Annotated in this window: 2 protein-coding genes; both read right to left on the bottom strand. The window is 74.2% G+C overall.

All coding sequences use genetic code 11. The features are described from left to right. Positions 1 to 68 precede the first annotated feature (68 nt). Positions 69 to 7,661, bottom strand: a complete 7,593-nt coding sequence (locus tag OO67_RS19625; RefSeq protein ID WP_033302103.1) for a non-ribosomal peptide synthetase — start codon at positions 7,659 to 7,661, stop codon at positions 69 to 71. Next, positions 7,658 to 22,198, bottom strand: coding sequence for a non-ribosomal peptide synthetase (locus OO67_RS19620; protein WP_033302102.1), 14,541 nt, complete (start codon positions 22,196 to 22,198; stop codon positions 7,658 to 7,660). The genes OO67_RS19625 and OO67_RS19620 overlap by 4 nt, the downstream gene beginning before the upstream one ends.

Genomic DNA, 22,198 nt, shown 5'->3' with positions numbered 1-22,198 from the left:
GCCCAGGGAGTCTGGCACCCGCCTCTGACAATCCCTGCGGCGGACGGCCCGCGTCGGTGCGGGGTGCCCTACGTCCTCGCTCGCACCCCCTGCGGCGCGGGCAGGAATCCGGTCTCCTGGAAGTAGCTCAGGTAGCGCGTGAGAACGTCGTCCGTCAGGGGCGGCAGATGGACTCCCAGGGCCGACGCCGCCTTGGCCGTCCAGCTGGAGTCGAAGCCGCGGTGGTCCGTCGCCTCGTGCCGGGTCCGCCCCCCGTCACCGAGGAACAGTTGCGCCGCGTTGTCGTGCCGCGCCGCCACGCTCGCCTGCCACTGCGGCACGGTGACGGTGCGCAGCTCGTGGCCGAGGCGGGCGGCCACCTCGAAGACGCGGTCCAGCCCCGGGGCGTCCGGGTTGGTGAGGTGATACGTCTCGTCTCCGCTCCGGCCGGAGGCGGAGAGCGCCACCACCGCCGCGCTGACGTAGTCCACGGGTACCCAGTCGGTCGACCCGTGCGGCAGGTCCGGCACCGCCCCCGCCTGGAGGCACCCCTTGATGAGCTGCCAGAGCAGGTCGCGGTCCTGGCAGGCGCCGGTGGTGGTGTCGCCGCTGATCCGGCCCGGCCGGTACACGGTCACCGGCAGGCCGCGTCCACGGGCCAGGCCGACGAGTTGCTCGGCGACCCACTTGCTCTGCGCGTATCCGTCGGGCAGACCGGAGGCGGGGCCCGTCGGGGTCGACTCCGTGACGGTGACGGAATCGGTGCCGGGGACCGGGGCGTAGACGCTCGTGGTCGAGACGTAGTGCATCCCGGGTGAGGCGGAGTCGGCCAGCAGGCGCAGCAGTTCCTCGGTGCCGGCCACGTTGGGGGCGCGCAGATCACCGTAAGCGGCGGCGAAGTTGACGCGTGCGCCGTTGTGGACGACGGGGCCGAGACGGCGTACCAGGGCGGTCCGGTGTTCGGGTGACAGACCGAGGCCCGGGGCGGCGAGGTCCCCGGGGACGGGGCGGATCAGGTCCGCGTAGCGGGGGCGCCAGAGGCCGTAGCGCTGCAGGTTCTCCCGCAGCCGGTGCGCGCCGCGCAGCTCGTCCTCGGCCCGTACCAGGCAGTCGACCGGACCGTCGGTGGTCTCGATGAGGTCGCGCAGGAGGAAGGCTCCGAGGAACCCGGACGCACCGGTCAGAAGGGGCCGGGGGGAAGGGCGGGAGGGCCTGCGCGCGGGTTGGGGCACCGGGGCCGAAGCGGCCCGGCCCGTCCCCGTGATGTCCGGCGCCAGCCGGACCTCGCCCGCGAGGTCCGGTGCGACGGCGTCCTCCTGGCCCTCCTCCCCCGCCTGGCCTTCCAGCAGCCGGGCGACGCCCTCGACGGTGGGCGCCGCGAACAGGGCACGGAGGGAGGGGCGCCGGCCGCAGCGTTCACCGATCCGCTGGGCGAGCGTCACGGCGAGGAGCGAGTGGCCGCCCAGGGCGAAGAAGTCGTCCGTGACGCCGACCTCGGGTACGCCGAGTGTCTCCGCGAAGGCCTCGCACAGGGCACGTTCGCGAGCGGTGCGCGGGGCACGGCCACCGACCGGTACGGCCGGCCCGGGGGCGGGCAGGGCTCGCCGGTCGGTCTTGCCGTTGGGGGTGACGGGCAGGGCGTCGAGCCGTACGAGGGCCGCCGGGATCATGTGGCCGGGCAGGGTGGCGGTGAGGTGGGCGCGCACCTCACCGTCGTCCGGGCCCTCCGTACCGGTCGTGGCCACGGTGTACGCGACCAGACGCCTGTCACCGGGCCGGTCCTCACGTACGACGGCGACGGCCGCGGCGATGCCGGGCAGGGCGGTGAGCGCGGTCTCGATCTCGCCGAGCTCGATGCGGAAGCCCCGGAGCTTCACCTGGTCGTCGACCCGGGAGACGTAGACGAGCTCTCCTCCGGCCGTCCAGCGCACCAGGTCACCGGTGCGGTACATGCGGCCCCCCGACCGGTCGAAGGGGTCGGCCACGAAACGGGACGCGGTCAGGGCGGCCCGGCCGTGGTACCCACGGGCCACCCCCTCACCCGAGACGTACAGTTCGCCGACGACGCCGGGCGGCACCGGGGCGAGCCGGCCGTCCAGGACATGGACGCGGGTGCCGTCGACGGGTACGCCGATGGGCACGGTGCGGTCGGGGGCGAGCGGCCCGTCCGCGTGCTGGAAGGTGCTCATGGTCGCGCAGACGGTGGTCTCCGTCGGGCCGTAGGCGTTGACCAGGAACCGGTCCCGCGCCCAGGTGTGCACCAGGGCGGGCGGGCACGCCTCGCCGGCGAGGACCATGGTGGTCCCTGCGGGCAGAGAGCCGGGCGGCATCACCGCGAGGGCGGCGGGCGGCAGGGTGAGGTGGGTGATGCCCCGGTCACGGACCAGGGCGGCGAGGGTGGGGCCGGGCAGCAGGGCGTCGCGTTCGTCGATCTCCAGGCAGGCCCCGGCGAGGAGCCCCATGCACAGCTCCCAGAACGCGGCGTCGAAGCTGACCGAGGCCATGTGGAGCACCCGGCTGCCCGGGGCGACGCGCAGCCGCTCGATCTGGGTCCTGGCCATGGCGCCCGCTCCCCGGTGGGTGACCACGACGCCCTTGGGGCGGCCGGTGGAACCGGACGTGTAGATGACGTAGGCCGGGTGCGCCGGAAGCAGGGCCGGGACGGGGCGCGTGGGGGCGCCGTCGCGCACCGCCGGCGCGGCGCCGGCCTCCCCCAGGTCGCCGACGTGCAGGTACGGCACCGGGGTGTCGGGAAGCCGGCGGCGCACGGCGGGCGTGGTGAGGAGCAGGCGCGGCCGTGAGTCGTCGAGCATGTGCGACAGGCGCCGGGCCGGGTAGTCCGGATCGAGCGGCACGTACGCGGCCCCGGCCTTGAGGACGCCGAGGAGGGCCACGACGAGGTCGTGGGTGCGGGGCAGCGCGACGGCCACCCGGTCCTCGGGGCCGATGCCCCGCGCCGCGAGGTGGCGTGCGAGGGCCTCGGCGCGGGCGTCGAGTTCGCCGTAGGTGAGGGTGGTGCCGGCGTCGCGGACCGCGGGGGCGTCCGGGGTGCGCCGGGCCCGGTGCCCGAAGAGCGCGGGGACGGTCGACTCCGGCACGCTCCCGGCGGGCCCGGTCCCCCAGGCCGCGAGGCGGGTGCGCTCGGCGGCTGTGAGCACGTCGTACGTGCTCAGCGGACGGCCTGGATCGGTGGTGACGGAGCCGATGAGCTGGACGAGCCGCTCGGCGAGGCCGCGGACCGTGGCCGCGTCGAAGATCTCCGTCGCGTAGTCGACCGCGGCCCGCATACCGCTGGGCGTGCCGCTGTCGTCGTACGTCTCGGTGAAGGTGAACGACAGGTCGAACTTGCTGACCCCAGGGTCGACCGGCACGCCCTCGGCGGTGAGGCCGGGCAGGTCGAGGGGCGCGGCGGGACTGTGGTTCTGGAGGATGAGCATGGTCTGGAAGAGCGGGTGGTGGTTCTGCGAGCGCGCGGGGTTGAGCAGTTCCACGAGACGTTCGAAGGGGACGTCCTGATGCGCGTAGGCGGAGAGGTCGAACTCCTTCACCCGGTCGAGGAGTTCGAGGAACGTGGGGTCGCCCGTCAGGTCCGTGCGCAGCACGAGCGTGTTGACGAAGAAGCCGACGAGGCCGGAGGCCGCCTCGTCGGTGCGTCCGGCGACGGCTGTGCCGATCGGGATGTCGTCACCCGCACCGTGCCGGGACAGCACGGCAGACAGGGCGGCCTGCAGCACCATGAAGACGCTGCATCCGCTGGTGCGGGCGAGGTCGGCGACCGCCCGGGCGGTGGTGGGGGCGAGGGCGAAGTCGTGGGTGGCGCCGGTGTGCCGGGGCGCGGCGGGGCGCGGACGGTCCCGGGGCAGCTCGACCATCTCCGGCAGCCCGTCCAACGCGGTTCTCCAGTACGCCAGCTGGCGTGAGACGACACTCCCGGGGTCTCGCTCGTCGCCGAGGAGGCGGCGCTGCCAGAGGGTGAAGTCGGCGTAGTCGACCGGGAGTTCCGCCCAGAGCGGCGCCTCGGCCCGCACGCGGGCGCGGTAGGCGGTGCCGAGGTCGCGGGTGAGGGGCGCCAGGGACGAGCCGTCGGCGGCGATGTGGTGGACCACGAGGACCAGGACGTGGGCGTCGTCGGCCGTGCGCAGCAGGGTCGCCCTGAGCGGGAGACGGTGCTCGATGTCGATCGGTGCGGCCGCGGCGGCTTTGATCCTCTCGGTGAGTCCTTCCTCGTCGACGGCTTCGAGCGCGAACGGGAGGTGGACCTCGTCCGGAGCGGTGACGTGCTGACGCGGCCGGCTGTCGTGCTCCGGGAAGACGGTACGCAGCGCGGAGTGCCGGGTGATGACGTCGCGGAGGGCCTGGCGCAGGGCTTCCGTGTCGAGCGGTCCGTCGATGCGCAGGGCGAAGGGGATGTTGTAGGTGGCCGAGGGTCCTTCGAGGCGGTGGAGGAACCACAGACGCTGCTGGGCGTAGGAGAGCGGGAGCGCCGCGGGGCGTTCCTGCGGTACGAGGGCGGGGCGGGCGGGCCGGTCCGCGTCCCGCAGGGCCCTGGCGAGCGTGGCGACGGTGGGGTTGTCGAAGAGGGTGCGGATCTCGGTCTCCGTGCCCAGGGCGGTACGGATACGGCCGACGAGACGGGTGGCGAGCAGCGAGTGGCCGCCCAGGGAGAAGAAGTTGTCGTCGGTTCCGACGCGGGCCACACCCAGCACGTCGGCGAAGAGCCCGGCGAGGATCTCCTCGTGGGCGCCGCGCGGCGGCCCCCCGCCGGCGCCGGGCCGGGTGGCGGGCGCGGGGAGGGCGGACCGGTCGAGCTTGCCGTTGGGGGTCAGCGGCAGCACGTCGAGCGGCTGGATGACGGCCGGCACCATGTAGGCGGGCAGCCGGCTGCCGACGTGCGCCGCGAGCCGGCCCGGGTCCGGGGTCCGCCCGGGGGCCGGGACGACGTACGCGGTCAGGGTGCGGTCGCCGGGCAGATCCTCGCGGACCAGGACGCAGGCGGCGCGCACGGACGGGTCGGAGCAGAGGGCCGCCTCGATCTCGGCGGGCTCGATGCGGTGACCGCGGAGTTTGATCTGCTGGTCGGCCCGGGCGACGTAGTGCAGGGTGCCGTCGGCGCCCCGGCGCACGAGGTCACCGGTGCGGTACATCCGCGCCCCTGTGCCGGTGAACGGGTCGGCGACGAACCGGGTGGAGGTCAGGCCGGGGCGCCCCAGGTAGCCGCGCGCGACACCGGCGCCCGCGACGTACAGCTCGCCCTCGGCGCCGGGCGGCACGGGCCGCATCGCCGCGTCGAGTACGTAGGCGCGCATGCCGTCGAGCGGCCGGCCGATCGGGGGCACGGCGCCGGGGGTGTCGCCGGGCCGGACAGGGTGGAGGGTGGCGAAGGTGGTGGTCTCGGTGGGCCCGTAGACGTTCAGGAAGGCGGTGCCCGGGTGGGCGGCGGCGAGCCGCTGGAGGACGCCGGGCGCCGCGGCCTCGCCTCCGGACGCGGCCAGCCTCAGCAGGCCGAGGGCACCTGGGTCGGTCTCGGCGATGACGTTGAACAGGGCCGTCGTCAGGAATGCCGCCGTCACGCCGTGCCGGGTGACGAGGTCGCGGAGCACGGCGGGCTGGAGGGCGCCCTCGGGCGCGACGACGACCCGGCCCCCGTTGAGGAGGGGAGCCCATATCTCGAAGGTGGAGGCGTCGAAGACGTACGCCGAGTGCAGCAGGACCGCGTCGGCCACACCGTCGCCCCAGGTCCGGTCGGCCGCGAGGGCGGTGATGTCCGCGTGGGTGACTCCGACGCCCTTGGGCATGCCGGTGGAGCCGGAGGTGAACATCACGTACGCGAGCCGGGCGCCACCCGTGACGGCGGGGAGGACCCCCGGAGCGGCGGGGCCGCCGTGCCGGACACGGCCCGCGGCGTCGACGGTCAGCACGCTCGTCCCGGGCTCCTGTCGGCGCACCCAGGGGTGCGTCGAGGTGGTCCGGTCGACGATCAGGACGCGCAGGCCCGACACCTCGGCGGCGCGGGTGAGCCGGTCGGCCGGCCAGCGCGGGTCGAGCGGCACATAGGCGGCGCCCGCGCGCAGGGCCGCCAGGGAGGCGGTGACCAGTGCCGTGGAACGGCCGATGAGGATGCCGACGCCGTCCTCCGCACGGACGCCCAGCCCTGCGAGTGCCCGGCCCAGCTCGGCTGCGGCTGCCTCGAGTTGTCCGTACGTCAGCTCCGAACCCGCTTCGACCACGGCCACCGCGTCCGGGTGCCGGGCGGCATGCCGGGCGACGGCGGCCGGAATGCCCTCGTCGGCGTCGCCGCCCAGGAGTTCGGCGCCGCGCCCTTGGGAGAGCAGCGTCTCGCGCTCCCCGTCCAGGAGGACGGGGAGCGCGTCGGCACGGCGGTCGAGCCCCTCCGCCATCGCGGTCATCATGCGCCGCATGCGGTCGACCGTGAGGGCCACCTCCTCGCGTTCGAGGACGGCGGCCCGGTAGCCGAAGGTGATCCTCAGGGCGTCGCCCGGGGCGATGGTGAGGGTGAGCGGGTAGTGGGCCGCGTCCGAGCCGCTGAACCCGGTCACGGCGAGGCCGGGCAGTCCCTGCTGCGCGGTGCGCAGGGCCTCCGCGTCCATGGGGTAGTTCTCGAACACGGCCAGCGTGTCGAAGAGTTCGTCCAGGTCCGTGACGCCGCGTATCTCGGTCAGACCCACGTACTGGTGCCCGAGGAGACGGCCCTGCTCCTCCTGGAGCCGGGTCAGGAGCGCGGCCAGGGTCTCGCCGGGCGCCGGGCGGACCCGCACCGGCACGGTGTTGATGAAGAGGCCGACCATCGACTCGATGCCCGGGATCTCGGGCGGGCGGCCGGAGACGGTGGTTCCGAAGACGACGTCGGGACGCCCGGTGAGATGCGCGAGCAGAAGGCCCCAGGCGCCCTGGACCAGGGTGTTGAGGGTGAGCCGGTGGGCGCGGGCCGTTTCGCGCAGCCGGTGCGTCGTGACCGGGTCCAGCTCGAGGACGAGGGTCTCGGGCAGCTCACCGGCACCGGGCACGTCCGCCCGTCCGCGCCCTGCGAGCAGGGTCGGCGCGTCGATTCCGCTGAGTGCGGTGCGCCAGGCGTCCAGGGCGGCGGCGCGGTCCTGCTGTGCCAGCCAGGCGAGGTAGGTGCGGTAGGGGACGACGCGGGGCAGGGTGCTGTCGTCGCCCCGGTGTGCGTAGAGCTCGAAGAGTTCCCGCACGAGCAGGGGCATCGACCAGCCGTCGAGCAGGATGTGATGGCTCGTCATGACGAGCCGGTGGTGTTGCGGGGCGGTACGCACGAGGGTGAACCGCATCAGCGGCGGGGTGGTGAGGTCGAAACGGCGGGTGCGGTCCGCGGCGAGGAACGTGTCGAGGCGCTCCTGCACCGTGCCCGTGCCGGCCGCACCGGTCAGGTCCAGTTCCTCCAGCGGTACCGGCACCTCGGCGGCGACGGCCTGCACCGGCTCGTCCAGGTCCTCGTGGAGGAATCCGACCCGCAGGTTGGCGTGGCGCCTCAGCAGACCGCCGACGGCGGCGTGCAGGGCGGGGACATCGACGGGGCCTTCGAGATCGAAGACGAACTGGGCGGTGTAGACGTCCACGTCGCGGGAGTCGTACAGCGCGTGGAAGAGCATGCCTGCCTGCAACGGCGTCAGCGGCAGTACGTCTTCCAGACGGAACCCGGTCACTTGCGTCCACCCCACTTGTTCTGCAGTCGGTCGATCTGGGCCTGGTCGAGCGAGACCAGGGGTAGGTCGGACGGCGTCCAGCCGCCTGCGTCGGGCCGTTCGGCGTGTTCCGCGATCGCGCGCAGGGCGCGGGTGAAGGCGTCGGACAAGGACTCCATGTCCTCCTCCTTGAGCAGGTCGCTGGGCCAGGTCCAGCGCGTCACCAGGCGCGGGCCGTCCGGCAGGTCCTCGGCGTGCGCGTTGATGTCGAGGACGTGGTGGACGGGCATGTCGGGGTCCTGGCTGCGCGGCCCGCCGCCGTCGAGCAGTACGTCCCAGTCGGCGCCGTCGCAGCCGCCCACCTCCTCGGCCGGAGCGGCGTACCGGCCGAGGTAGTTGAAGCCGATCTGGGGGGTGGGTGCGGTGGCCAGCAGTGGGCCGGTGACCGGATTGAGGTGGCGCAGCATTCCGTAGCCGACACCGTGGTCGGGGATGGTCCGCAGCTGCTCCTTGACCCGCTTGAGGGCCCGTTCGACCAGTGCGGCGTCGAAGCGTCCGGGCTCGCGGGCGTCCACGGGTCCGGGGTCGAGCCTGACCGGGTAGAGGCTGGTGAACCAGCCGACCGTACGGGACAGGTCCACGTGGTCGGCGATCTGCTCGCGGCCGTGGCCCTCCAGGTCGAGGAGGACGGCGGTACTGCCCGGCTGGTGCCCGCCCAGGGCGGCGGCCCGTTCCGCACGCCAGGAGCAGACGGCGAGAGCGAGGCCCGTGAGCAGGACATCGTCCACGCCTGCGTGGAAGGCGGCCGGCACTGTGGTGAGCAGGGGCTTCGTCCATGTGGCGGGCAGGCGGGTGACCAGGGTGCGTGTCCGGTCGGCGGTGTCCAGGTCGGGGTCGAGCGGCCGGTACCCGAGCTGGGGGTCGGGCGTCCTCGACACGTCCTGCCAGAGGTCAAGTTCCGCCTCGCGTACGGATTCGCGCGCCTGGGCGGACAGGAGTCGTGCCCAGTGCCGGTAGGACGTGGTGGCCGGAGGGAGCGCCGCCGCACGTCCGCCGGTCCTCGCGGACTCGGTGACGGCCTGCCAGGCGACGGCCACATCGGTGGCGAGGACGCGCCAGGAGACCGCGTCGACCGCGAGGTGGTGCACGACGAGCAGCAGCTGTCCGCGTCTGTGCGGCCCGGCGTCGCACCAGACGGCCTCGACCACCTCACCGTGAGCGGGGCGCAGCCGTCTGCGCGCCTGTTCACCCGCCTCGGTGACGGCGGCACGGACGGCTTCGGCGCCGAGACCCGCGACGTCCACCCGGGTAAGGCGTTGTCCGGCCGCCACGGCGCCCGGCGGCAGTGCCTCGAGGACCGGTGCGCCGTCGGCCGACCGCGTGGTCCGCATGCGGAGCATGTCGTGGTGGTCGATCAGCAGCTGGAGGGTGGCGGCGAGGGTGTCCTCGTCCGCCCCCGCGGGTGTGCGCAGCACCCCTGACTGGTTGTAGCCGTCCGTGGTACCGGGCCGCTCCAGGAACCAGGCGGCGATGGGCGTCGGTGGCATCTCGCCGGTGCCCTGCCCGTCCGGCGCTGCCGTGTCCTCGCCGAGCACGGTGGCGATGGCCGCGATGGCCTCCGGTGTGCGATGGACGAAGACGTCGCGCGGGGTGACGCCGAGGCCGGCCCCTCGGACGCGGCTGACCAGCTGGATGGAGAGGATGCTGTCGCCGCCGAGCGCGAAGAAGTCGTCGTCCGTGCGGACGGCGGGAGCGCGCAGGACGGAGGCGAACACGTCGCACAGGACGCGTTCCTGTGCGGTGCGCGGCTCTCCGCCGGGCCGGGTGGCGGCGGGGCGGGCCGGGACGGGCAGGGCCCGCCGGTCGGTCTTGCCGTTCGGCAGCAGCGGCAGTGCGTCGAGGGGGACGAAGACGGCGGGCACCATGTACGGCGGCAGCGCCGACATCAGCCGGGCGCGCAGCTCGCCGTCCGGGAGGGCCGCCGCGCCGCCGGGAACGGTGTAGGCGACCAGACGCCGTTCGCCGGGCCGGTCCTCGCGGACGACCGCGCAGGCCGCGGCGACGCCGTCGAGCGCGGTGAGGGCGGACTCGACCTCACCGAGTTCGATGCGGAAGCCGTGCAGCTTGACCTGGTCGTCGGCGCGGGCGACATAGCTGAGCAGGCCGTCGGCGTCGCGTCGGACGAGGTCGCCGGTGCGGTACATACGGCTTCCGGCGGGGCCGTACGGATCGGCGACGAACCGCGCGGCGGTGAGGTCCGGGCGCCCCAGGTAGCCGCGCGCGAGGCCGTCGCCCGCGACGTAGAGCTCCCCGGTGACGCCCGGCGGCACCGGCTGGAGACCGGCGTCCAGGACATGGGCCCGCGTGTTGTCGACGGGGAGGCCGAGCGGCACGTTCCCCTCCCCCGCGGGGACGTCCGTGCTCCCGCCCCGGTGGTGGTGCGCGGTGGCGTCGACGGTCGTCTCGGTGGGCCCGTAGAGGTTGTGCACCTCGGCCCGCCAGGCCCGCCGGACGCGCTCCGCGAGGTGCCGGGACAGGGGTTCACCGCCGCACAGGACGGCCCGCAGCGTCGCGGGCGCCTCGTCGGGAGCCGTCTCGGTGAGGATGACGGAGAGGTGCGAGGGCACGAACTGGGCGAGGGTCGTGCCCGCTTCACGCATGCGGGCCAGCAGCCCCGCGGGGTCGTGGTTGAGGGCGGGCGGCACCGGGCAGGTGGAGCCGCCGTGCAGGAGCGGCAGCCAGGTCTCCCATACCGAGGCGTCGAAGCTCGGCGAGGTGCGGGCGAGGACCCGGTCGTCGTCGGTGAGGCCGAGGTGGTCCGCCATCCACGCCATGTGGTTGGTCAGGGAGGCGTGGGTGACGACGACGCCCTTGGGGCGGCCGGTGGAGCCGGAGGTGTAGATGACGTACGCCGCGTCGCGCGGGTCCGGCGCGGCGGCCGGCGGCACCGTGCGCCCCGTGGACCAGGCGGTCCGGTCGTCGAGGGCGAGGCAGGGCACGGACGCGCCGTACCGTTCGGTCCGAGCGGTGCCATGGGTGAGGAGCAGGGCCGGGCGGGCGTCCTGGAGCATGTGGGCGATACGCGCCTCGGGGTACTCCAGGTCGACCGGCAGATACGCCGCCCCGGCCTTGGCCACCGCCAGCATCGCGACGACCTGGTCGGCGGTGCCCTCCAGGGCGAGGGCGACGAGGTCGCCGCGGCCGATGCTCCTGCTGTGCAGGTGGTACGCCAAGTCGTCGGAGAGCGCGTCCAGTTCGCCGAAGGTGAGGCGGTTCGCGCCGTCCAGCACGGCGACAGCCGCGGGGGTCCGTGCGCACTGGGCGCGGAACGCCTCGGGCGCCGTGCCCGCCGCCCCGGCCCGGACCGGGCCGTGCGCGGCGCGTTCCAGACGCCGCCGCTCGGACGTGTCCAGGACCTCGACGGTGTGGACACGGCGGCCGGGGTCCGCGGCGAGCGAGGCGAACAGGCGGATGAGCCGGTCGGCCAGGGTGCGGGCGGTGGCGTGGGCGAAGAGTTCGGTGGAGAACTCGAGGACGCCGTCGAGGCCCGCGGGCCTGCCCGCGCCGTCCCGTGTCTCGGTGAAGGTGAAGGTCAGGTCGAATTTGCTGATCCCGGTGCGCACGGGCTGCTCCGTCACCGTGAGGCCGGGCAGTTCGACCACCGCGTCCGCCTGGTTCTGGAGGACGAGCATGGTCTGGAACAGCGGGTGGTGGTTCTGGGCCCGTACGGGGCTCAGGGAGTCCACCAGCCGCTCGAACGGCACGTCCTGGTGAGCGTAGGCGGCCAGGTCGAACTCACGGACCCGGTCGAGTACCTCGTCGAAGGTGGGATCCCCGCTCAGGTCGGTGCGCAGGACGAGGGTGCTGACGAAGAAGCCCACCAGATCGTCGAGGGCTTCGTCGGTGCGTCCGGCCACGGCGGTTCCGAGCGGGATGTCCTCACCGGCGCCGTGCCGGGAGAGGAGAACCGACAGGGCCGCCTGGAGCACCATGAAGAGGCTGCACCCGTGGGCACGGGCGAGATCCGCCAGTGCGCGGTGGGTGTCCGCGTCGACGGGGAAGGCGAACGCGTCACCGCGGTGTGCGGTGACGGTGGGGCGGGGACGGTCGTAGGGCAGGTCCAGCAGTTCGGGGGCGCCGGCGAGCGCGGTGCGCCAGAAGTCGAGCTGACGGGCTGCCTGGCTGGAGGGGTCGTCCTCGTCGCCGAGCAGGGCCCGCTGCCACAGGGTGTAGTCGGCGTACTGGACGCCGAGTTCCGTCCAGGAGGGCTCCACGCCCTCGGTGCGGGCCCGGTACGCCTCGCCCAGGTCGCGGGCGAGCGGGGCGAGGGACCAGCCGTCGCCGGCGATATGGTGGACGACCAGTGCGAGGACGTGGTCCTCGGCACCGAGCCGCAGCAACCGGGCCCGTACCGGAAGCTCGGCACTCACGTCGAAGGCGTGCGACACCTCGGCGCGCAGGGCCTCGTCGAGGTCGGCGGGATCCGTGTCGCGGGGCGTCAGGTCGAGGTCGGCGCCACCGGCGTCGAGGACGACCTGACGGGCCACGCCGTCGGTGTCGGGGAAGACGGTGCGCAGGCTCTCGTGGCGTTCGACCACGTCCGCGAGGGCGCTCTCCAGGGCATCCGCGTCGAGCGGGCCGCCCAGGCGGAGCACGAGCGGCACGTTGTACGTGGCGCTGGGCCCCTCGAACCGGTTGAGGAACCACAGGCGCTGCTGCGCGAAGGACAGCGGCAGCGGATCGGGGCGGCCCGGGGCACGCTCCAGGGGGCTTCTGGCCTCTTCGGCGGCGTCCAGCGCCGCGGCGAGCGCGGCCGGGGTGGGGTGCTCGAAGAGCGCCTTGACCTGGACCTCCACGCCGAGCGCGGTGCGGATGCGCGCGACGAGACGGGTGGCGAGCAGGGAGTGGCCGCCCAGGGAGAAGAAGTCGTCCTCGACTCCCGCCCCCGTCAGTCCGAGCACGTCGGCGAAGAGCCCGCACAGGATCTCCTCGCGGACGGTGCGGGGGGCACGCCCGCGGAGAGGAGCCTGCTGCTCGGGGGCGGGCAGTGCGCGCCGGTCCACCTTTCCGTTGACGGTCAGCGGCAGCGCGTCCAGCAGAACGAAGGCGGAGGGGACCATGTAGGCGGGCAGGGACCGGCCGACGGCCCGGGCGAGGTCGCCGGGTTCGGGACGCGCCCCGCCGGCGGGCACGACGTACGCGACCAGCCGCCGGTCGCCGGGAGTGTCCTCGCGGACGACGGCGAAGGAGTCGGCGACGCCGTCGCAGCAGGCGAGCAGGCCCTCTACCTCTCCGAGTTCGATGCGGTGGCCGCGCAGCTTCACCTGCCCGTCGGCGCGGTTCACGTAGGCGATCTGGCCGTCGTGGGTCCACCGGACGAGGTCGCCGGTGCGGTACATACGCCCGCCCGCCGGATCGAACGGGTCCGCCACGAAACGCGTGGCGGTCAGGCCCGGGAGCCCGGTGTACCCGCGTGCCACGCCGCGCCCGGCGAGGTACAGCTCGCCCACGACCCCCGGCGGGACGGGGCCCAGCGCGCCGTCGAGGACGTACAGGCGCATGCCGTCCAGGGCGCGGCCGATGGGCGGCGGGCCGGACGCCAGGCCGGGCGACACGTCGTAGCGGGTGGCGAAGGTGGTGGTCTCCGTGGGCCCGTACACATGGAGGACGCGCACGCCGGGCGCCGATCCCGCCACCCGCTGCATCGCGTCGGGCGAGGCGAGTTCCCCGCCCGCGCAGACGAGCCGGAGGCCGGCGAACGCGCCCGGACCGGTCTCCGCCATCACGTTGAACAGGGCGGTCGTCATGAACACGGCGGTAACCCCCTGCTCGTGCACCGCGTCGCCGAGGACGCGGGCGTCCAAGACGCCCTCCGGTGCGACGACGATCCGGCCGCCGCGCAGGAGCGGCGCCCAGATCTCGAACGTGGAGGCGTCGAAGACGTAGGCCGAGTGCATCAGGACCGCGTCGGCCACGCCGTCGTCCCACGCGGAGTCGGCCGTGAGCGCGGCCACGTCGGCGTGGGTGACTCCGACGCCCTTGGGCAGGCCGGTCGAGCCGGAGGTGAACATCACGTAGGCCAGCGCGCCGGGGCCCGGCACGGCGGCCGGGCGGCCCGGTCGGGCGGGCGCGCCCCGCAGGATCCGGCCGAGCCGGTCCACGACCACGACCGGCAGCCGGCGGGCCGTCGCGGTCACCCAGGGCGAGGCGTAGGCGTCCTCGTCGACGACGAGGACCCGCACGGCCGCCACCCCGGCGACCTGTTCGAGCCGTTCCTCGGGCCAGCGCGCGTCCAGCGGGACGTAGGCGGCGGCTGCCCGGACCGTGCCGAGCGAGACCGACACGACGGCGGGCGACCGGGTCAGCAGCACGCCCACACCTGTCTCGGGGCCCACGCCGAGGCCGGCCAGCGCGCCGGCGAGGCCGGCGGCGACTCCGTCCAGTTCGGCGTACGTGAGGGTGACGCCGTCGCCGGTCACGGCCACCGCGTCCGGAGTGCGGTGGGCCCGGGCCGCGAAGAGGTCGGGCAGGGTGGCCCCGACGGTGCCCGCGGGCAGTTCGCGGCCGGTGCCCCAGCGCGTGACACGGACGCGCTCGTCAGGGGTCATCAGGTCGTAGTCCGTCAGGGGCAGACCGGGGTCGGCGGCGACCTGCCCCAGGAGACGGACCAGGCGGGCGGCGAGCGTTTCGACGGTGCTCCGGTCGAAGAGGGCGGTGGCGTACTCGATCCCGGCGGTGAGGCCGCCGTCGTCCCGCTCCTCGGTGAAGGCGAAGGTGAGGTCGAACTTGCTCAGGCCGTTGTGGACGAGCCGGTCCTCGACGGTGAGCCCGGGCAGCTCGGCGCGCGCGGTCTCCTGGTTCTGCAGGACCAGCATGGTCTGGAACAGCGGGTGGTGGTTGTGCGCCCGGGCGGGATTGAGGCTTTCGACCAGGCGCTCGAAGGGCACGTCCTGGTGCGCGTAGGCGGCCAGGTCGAACTCCCTCACGCGTACGAGCAGTTCCTGGAAGGTGGGACGCCCGGACAGGTCGGTGCGCAGGACGAGCGTGTTGACGAAGAACCCGACCAGCTCCTCGAGTGCCTCGTCCGTGCGGCCGGCGACGGGCGAGCCGACCGGGATGTCGTCCCCCGCGCCGTGGCGGTGCAGCAGGGTGGCCACCGCCGCCTGGAGCACCATGAACAGACTGCTGCCCGACTCACGCGCCAGACGCAGGAGTTGTGTGTACACAGGGGGTGGCACGTCGAAGGTGTGGACGGCTCCCCTCGGATCGGTGGTGATCGGGCGCGGCCGGTCGAGCGGCAGGTCGATCAGCGCCGGCAGGCCCGCGAGGGCGGTGTGCCAGTGGTCGAGCTGCTGCCGCAGCACGCTCCCCGGGGCCACGCCGTCCCCCAGGGCGGCGTGCTGCCAGAGGGTGTAGTCGGCGTACTGGACCGGCGTGCCGGACGCGAGCTCCGGCTTCCGGCCCTCCAGACGGGCCCGGTAGGAGTCACCGAGATGACGGGCGAGCGGGGCGAGGGACCACCCGTCGCCGGCGATGTGGTGCAGGACCAGCACCAGGACGTGGTGGCCGGGTGCGGAGCGCAGCAGCCTGGCGCGCAGCGGGACGTCCGCGACGACGTCGAACGGCTCACGCACGGCGGCCAGGACGGCCTGTTCCAGATCGGCGGGGGCCAGGACCGTGACGGGCAGAGACGGCGTGGCGGTGCCGGCGGGAAGGATCAACTGGTGCGGCACGCCGTCCCGTTCCGGGAAGAGGGTGCGCAGCGCCTCGTGCCGCTCCACGACGTCACCCAGGGCGGCACTCAGCGCGTCGGTGTCCAGGGCGCCGTGGAGTTCGAGGACGAGCGGGATGTTGTAGGCGGAGCCGGGGCCTTCGAGCCGGCCGAGGAACCACAGGCGCTGCTGCGCGTGGGACAGCGGCAGCGGGTCGGGGCGCTGTGCCGCGGCCACCACCGGTGGACGGGCTCTGCCCTGTGCGTCGAGGACATGGGCGACACCCGCCGCCGTCGGGTGCTCGAAGAGGGTGCGTACGTCGATCTCGGCGCCCAGGACGGCACGCACACGGCTGATGACGCGCATGGCGAGGAGTGAGTGGCCGCCGAGGTCGAAGAAGCTGTCGTGCGGGCCCACACGGGGCAGGCGCAGGACGTCCGCGAAGATCCCGGCGAGCAGATCCTCCTGCAGGGTGTGCCGCCCCGGCCCGGCGGGGGCGTCGGTGCCCGGGTCGGGCTCGGGCAGGGACCGCCGGTCCACCTTGCCGTTGGGCAGGAGGGGGAGGTCGTCCAGTACGACGACGGCGCCGGGCACCATGTAGTGGGGAAGGGTCTCGGCCAGGGCGTCGCGCAGGGCGGCGGGGCGCGGGGCCGGGTCGCCGGTGACGGCGTAGGCGACCAGACGGCGCCGGTCGGGTACGTCCTCACGGATCACGGCGCAGGCCGCTGTGACGCCGGGCCGTGCCAGAAGCGCGGCCTCGACCTCGCCCAGCTCGATGCGGAATCCGCGGAGTTTGACCTGGTCGTCGGCGCGGGCCACGTAGTCGAGCAGGCCGTGCCGGTTCCACCGTACGAGGTCACCCGTCCGGTACATACGGGAGCCGGTGGCGTCGAACGGGTCCGCGACGAACCGTGCGGCGGTCAGCGCCTGCCGGCCGAGGTAGCCGCGGGCGAGGTTGGGGCCCGAGAGGTACAGCTCCCCGGTGACGCCGTCCGGTACGGGCCGCAGGCGGCCGTCGAGGACGTAGGCGCGCATGGTCTCGACGGGCCGGCCGATCGGGACGGTCTCGGACGGTGTGCCCGTGTCCGCGTGTGCGCCGTTCCCCGGGCCGCCGGTGCGGTGGGCGGTCGCGTCGATGGTGGCCTCGGTGGGCCCGTAGAGGTTGTGCACCTCGGCCTGCCACTGCTCGGCGACGTCGTCGGCGAGGGCGCGCGGCAGCGGTTCGCCTCCGCACAGGACCGCGCGCAGGGCGGGGAGCGGCTCCGCCCGCGCAGCCTCGGTGACGACGAGGGCCAGGTGCGAGGGCACGAACTGGGCGACGGTCACGCCGAACCGGCTCATCCAGGAGACGAGTGCGCGGGGTTCCCGGTTGGCGCCGTCCGGCAGGACACAGACCTCGGCGCCGGCCGTCAGCGGGACCCACAACTCCCATACGGAGGCGTCGAAGCTGGTGGAGGTGCGGGCGAGGACCCGGTCCTCCGGGGTGACGGCCAGGTGCCGCGCCATCCAGTCCGTGTGGTTGGCCAGCGCCTCGTGCGTCACGACCACGCCTTTGGGGCGGCCGGTGGAGCCGGAGGTGTAGATGACGTACGCGGGGTCCGCGGGGCGGGGTGTGCCCGCGACGGCCGGCGTGGGGCCCCCGGGCTGGGCGGCCGGGTCGTCGAGGGCGAGCCACGGTACGTCGCAGGCGGGCAGATCGGCGTGGGCGGCGGTGGTGGTCAGCAGCAGGACGGGCCGGGCGTCGTCCAGCATGTGCCGGATGCGGGCCGGTGGGTACTGCGGGTCGACCGGCAGGTAGGCGGCTCCGGCCCGCAGGACGGCGAGCATGGCGACGACGGTGTCCACGGACGGGGGCGCGGCGAGGGCCACCCTTTCCTCGGGGCCCGCGCCCCGCCCGCGCAGGACGTGGGCGAGGGCGTCGGCGCGGGCGTCCAGTTCGGCGTAGGTGAGGCTCGTGTGCGCGTCACGCACCGCGACCGTGCCGGGGGTGCGCGCGGCCCGGTCCCGGACCGCCTCGGGGACGGTGCGGGCGGGCAGCGGCGGCTCCGCGCCACGCCCCCGGCCGAGGATGCGGTCCCGCTCGCCCGGCTCGAGCGGGTCGAGTTCGCCGACGGTACGGTCGGGTTCGGTCACGGCGAGGGTGAGGACGCGGGCGAAGCGGGCGCACAGGGCGCGGGCGGTGGCGGCGTCGAACAGGTCGGTGGCGTATTCCAGGTGACCGCCCAGTCCCGCGGGGGTGGTGGCGGACGCGCGCCCGGCCGGTCCGGAGTGGTCGCCGGGTCCGGTGGCTCCGGCGCCGGTGGTGCCGCCGGGTGCGGAGACCTCGGCGGTCTCGGCGGTCTCGGTGACCTCGGTGAGCTCGGTGAGCTCGGTGAGCTCAATGAGCTCGGTGAGCGAGAACGTCAGGTCGAACTTGCTGACCCCTGTGTGCCGGGACCGGTCGTGCACCGTGATGCCGGGGAGCCGGAGGCCCGCCCGCTCCTGGTTCTGGAGTACCAGCATGGTCTGGAAGAGCGGGTGGTGGTCCCCGGACCGTTCGGGGTTGATCGCCTCCACGATCCGTTCGAAGGGCATGTCGCCGTGGCTGAACGCGGCGATGTCGAACTCCTTGACCCTCCGGAGCAGTTCGCGGAAGGTCGGGTCGCCCGACAGGTCCGCGCGCAGGACGACGGTGTTGACGAAGAAGCCGACGAGGTCGTCGAGGGCCTCGTCCGTGCGTCCGGCCACCGCGGTACCCAGCGGGATGTCCGTGCCGGCACCGTGGGCGTGCAGTGTCACGGCCAGGGCCGCCTGGAGCACCATGAAGGGGGTGCAGCCGGCGGCACGGGCGAGCCGGATGAGTGCGGCGTGTGCGGGGGCGGGCAGCTCGAAGGGGACCGCGTCACCCCGGTGGGCCGCCACGGCCGGGCGGGGCCGGTCGTGGGGCAGGTCGAGCAGGTCGGGGGCGCCGCTCAGCGCCTCCCGCCAGAAGGCGAGCTGACGTGCGGCGAGACTCTCCTGATCGCCGTCGTCGCCGAGGAGCCGGCGCTGCCAGAGGGCGTAGTCGGCGTACTGCACGCGCAACGCGGGCCAGTCGGGCGTGCTCGCACCCGAACTCCTGGCGCGGTAGGCGGCGCCGAGGTCACGGCTCAACGGGGCGAGGGACCAGCCGTCCGCGACGACGTGGTGGAGGACGAGGACCAGGACGTGCCGGGCGGGGGCGAGGCGGAGCAGATGGGCCCGGATACCGACGTCGCCGCCGAGGTCGAACGGCACCGCGGACAGGCGGCCGGCCCTCTCCTCGGCCCAGGCGTCGGCGCTCTCCCCGGCCGGGGGCGTCTCGACGGCGAGGGGGACGAGCGCGGCGGCGGCGGAGACGTCGAGGACTACCTGACGTGCCACACCGTCGTGCTCGGCGAAGACGGTGCGCAGGCTCTCGTGCCGCGCGACCACGTCGGCAAGCGCGCTCCGCAGGGCGTCCGTGTCGAGGGGGCCGTCGAGTTCGAGAACGAGCGGGACGGTGTAGGTGTCGTTGGGTCCCTCGGCACGGTTGAGGAACCAGAGACGCTGCTGAGCGTAGGACAGCGGTACGGCTTCGGGCCGTTGCTGCGGGGTGAGGGCGGGCCTGGCCGCCCCGCGGGTGTCGAGGGCGGCGGCGAGGGAGGCGACCGTGGGGTGGTCGAAGAGATCGCGCATGGCGGCCTCGGCGCCCAGGGCCGCCCGGACGCGGCCGGTGAGGCGGGTGGCGAGCAGCGAGTGGCCGCCCAGGGAGAAGAAGTCGTCGTCGATGCCGACCGTGTCGACGCCCAGGACGTCGGCGAACAGACCGGCCAGGACCTCCTCGTAGGCGGTGCGCGGGGCACGGCCCCCGGCGGCGACGGCGCGAGGGACGGGCAGGGCGCGGCGGTCGACCTTGCCGTTGGGGTTGAGGGGCAGCGCGTCGAGGTCCACGAACACCGACGGCACCATGTAGGCGGGCAGGGTGCGCCCCACCCGGCGGGCCAGGGCGGCGTCGTCGGGGCGGGCCCCGGCTGTCCGCACGACGTAGGCGACGAGCCGCCGGTCGCCCGGTATGTCCTCGCGGACCAGGACGCAGGCGGCGCGCACGTCCGGGTCGGTGAGCAGGGTGTTCTCTATCTCGGCGGGCTCGATGCGGAAACCGCGGAGTTTGACCTGGCCGTCCGCGCGTCCGACGTACTCGATGGCGCCGCGCGCTGTCCAGCGTACGAGGTCGCCGGTCCGGTACATCCGGCCGCCGCGGGCGTCGTACGGGTCGGCGACGAACCGTGTGGCTGTCAGCCCCGCGCGGCCCTGGTAGCCACGGGCGACGCCGTGGCCGCTCACGTACAGCTCTCCGACGACGCCGGGCGGCACCGTCGCGAGGGCACCGTCGAGCACGTACAGGCGCATCCCGTCGAGGGCCCGGCCGATGGGCGGCACGCCCGGCGTGCCGGCGGAGACCTGGTGGCGGGTGGCGAAGGTGGTGGTCTCGGTGGGCCCGTACACGTGCAGGACGCGCGTGCCGGGCGCGACGGCGGCCACCTGCTGCATCAGGTCAGGGGTGGCGGCCTCTCCGCCCGCGGCCACGAGGCGCAGACCGGCGAAGGCCGCAGGGTCGGCCTCGGCCACCACGTTGAACAGTGCCGTAGTCAGGAACAGCGCGGTGACCCCGTGCCGGTCCACCACGTCCCTGAGGGCCGGGGCCTCCAGGACGCCTGGGGGCGCCACGACCACACGGCCGCCGCTGAGGAGCGGTACCCAGATCTCGAACGTGGAGGCGTCGAACACGTAGGCCGAGTGCAACAGCACCGCGTCGCACGCACCGCCGGTCCAGGCGGTGTCGGCGGCCAGCGCCAGGACGTCGGCGTGTGTGACGCCGACGCCCTTGGGCAGACCGGTGGAGCCGGAGGTGAACATCACGTAGGCGAGCCGTTCGGCGTGATGCACTCCCGGCGAGGGTCTCGGCCGTGGCGGAGCGCCGCGTACGACGCCGCCGAGACCGTCGACGACGATCACCGGCAGGGTGGCGGCCGCCTCCTCCACCCAGGGCTGGGCGGCAGCGGACTCGTCGACCACCAGAGCGCGGACGCGGGCAGCCTGCGCGACGCGGCCGAGTCGCTCGGCCGGCCAGGCGGCGTCCATCGGTACGTACGCGGCCCCCGCGCCGACCGTGCCGAGTGTGGCGGTCACCACGGCTGCCGACCGGCTGACCAGGACACCGACGCCGTCCTCGGCGGCGAGGCCCCAGCCGGCCAGAGCGCCGGAGAGGTCCTCCGCGGCCCTCGCCAGCTCCTGGTAGGAGAGGGTGACGGCGCCGTCCACCACTGCCGGGGCTCCGGGGGTCAGGCGGACCTGCGCGCCGAACGCCTCCGGCAGGCTCGGTGCCGACGCCGTGGCTCCCAGGCCGGTGCCACGCCCCTGGGCCAGCAGTGCATCGGCCGCGGTGTCGTCGAGGAACGGCAGGTCGCGGAGGAGTGTGCCGGCGTCCGCGCGGGCCAGAGCCGACAGGAAGGAGACGAGCGCCTGCTGGAGCAGCCCCACGTCCTCGTGGTCGTACAGCTCCGGGTTGGCGTCGAGGCCGATCAGCGGCCCCTTGCCCTCGGCCCGTTCGGAGACGAACAGGGACACGTCGTCGACCGGGCCGATGGACAGGACGCGGGAGGCGGCGGGGCTTCCGCCGAAGTCGAGGTCGTAGTCGTAGCCCAAGATGTTGACGACGACGTCGGTCAGGCGCGCCGCTCCGTCGCTCAAGTTCAGTTCACGGGCCAGCTGTTCACGTGAGAAGCGCCGGTGCCGCAGGGCCCCGGCCATCTCGGCAGCGACGGCACGGATGAGGGCGCCGACCGTCATGTCGGCGGTGACGGCCAGCCGCAGCGGCAGGATGTTGGCGGTCATACCGACGATGTGCCGCAGCCTGCCGTGACGGCCGTTGGAGGCGAGGCCCACGGTGATGTCCTGCGCCCCGGTGACCCGGCCGACGTAGGCGGCGACCGCGCTCACCAGAACGGCGGACCACTTGGTGCGGTGAGCGGCGGCGAGTCCGCGCAGGTCGTCGAGGACGGTGACGGGCAGGGTCTCGCCCGTGTGCATCCGGACGTCCGCTCCGGCGGACAGCCCAGGTACCGGAGCGTTCGTGCGGCGGCGGACGAGCGCCCTGCCGCCGCGCGCCCGTGCGTCGTCCCCGCCGCCGGGGTTCACCGCGGCGTCGTCCGCCAGGTCGGCGAACTTGCCCGTCCAGTAGGCGCGGTCGGTTTTGAACCGGTCCGAGTCGCGGTAGGCCACCTCGTCGGCTATGAGCTCGCGCAGGGGCGCGGCCGGCAGCTCGGCCCCGGCCAGGTCCTCGCCCCGCACGGCACGCCCGTAGAGGTCGGCCACCATGCGGCCGAAGACCGCACCGCCGAGGCCGTCGACGGCGATGTGGTGGAAGCGTACGTACCAGTAGTGCAGCCGGGCGCCGAGTCGCAGCAGCGCGAAGTGGTGGTGCGGGGCGTCGGGGCGGTCGACGGTGGACATCTCGTCCGCCATGTAGCGCTCGGCGGTTGCGGCGGGGTCGTCGGCGCCGGTCAGATCGACCAGGTGCAGCCGGCCCGTGTCGACCGCGGGGCGGTGGGCGACACGCTGACGCACCGTCTCGCCCTGGGTGACGATCTCGACGTTGAGGCTGTCGCACAGGGCGATGGCCCTGCCGAACGCCGCGGTGAACAATGCCTCGTCGAGCCTGCCGTGGATCTCGAAGCATTCCCCGATGTTGTATTTCGGGCTGTCCGGGTCGACCAGTTGCCCATACCAGACGCCTTGCTGGGCGGCGGTCAGTTCGAGGAGTTCTTCAGGGGCGGCGGTTATCGGGAGAGAACGGTTTTCCTGCAT

Origin of the sequence: Streptomyces atroolivaceus, assembly GCF_000717025.1 — a bacterium.
In the GTDB taxonomy this organism is placed as follows: Bacteria; Actinomycetota; Actinomycetes; order Streptomycetales; family Streptomycetaceae; genus Streptomyces; species Streptomyces atroolivaceus.
Note: the sequence above shows the minus strand (reverse complement) of the source record. Positions and strands in the feature narration are given on the sequence as shown.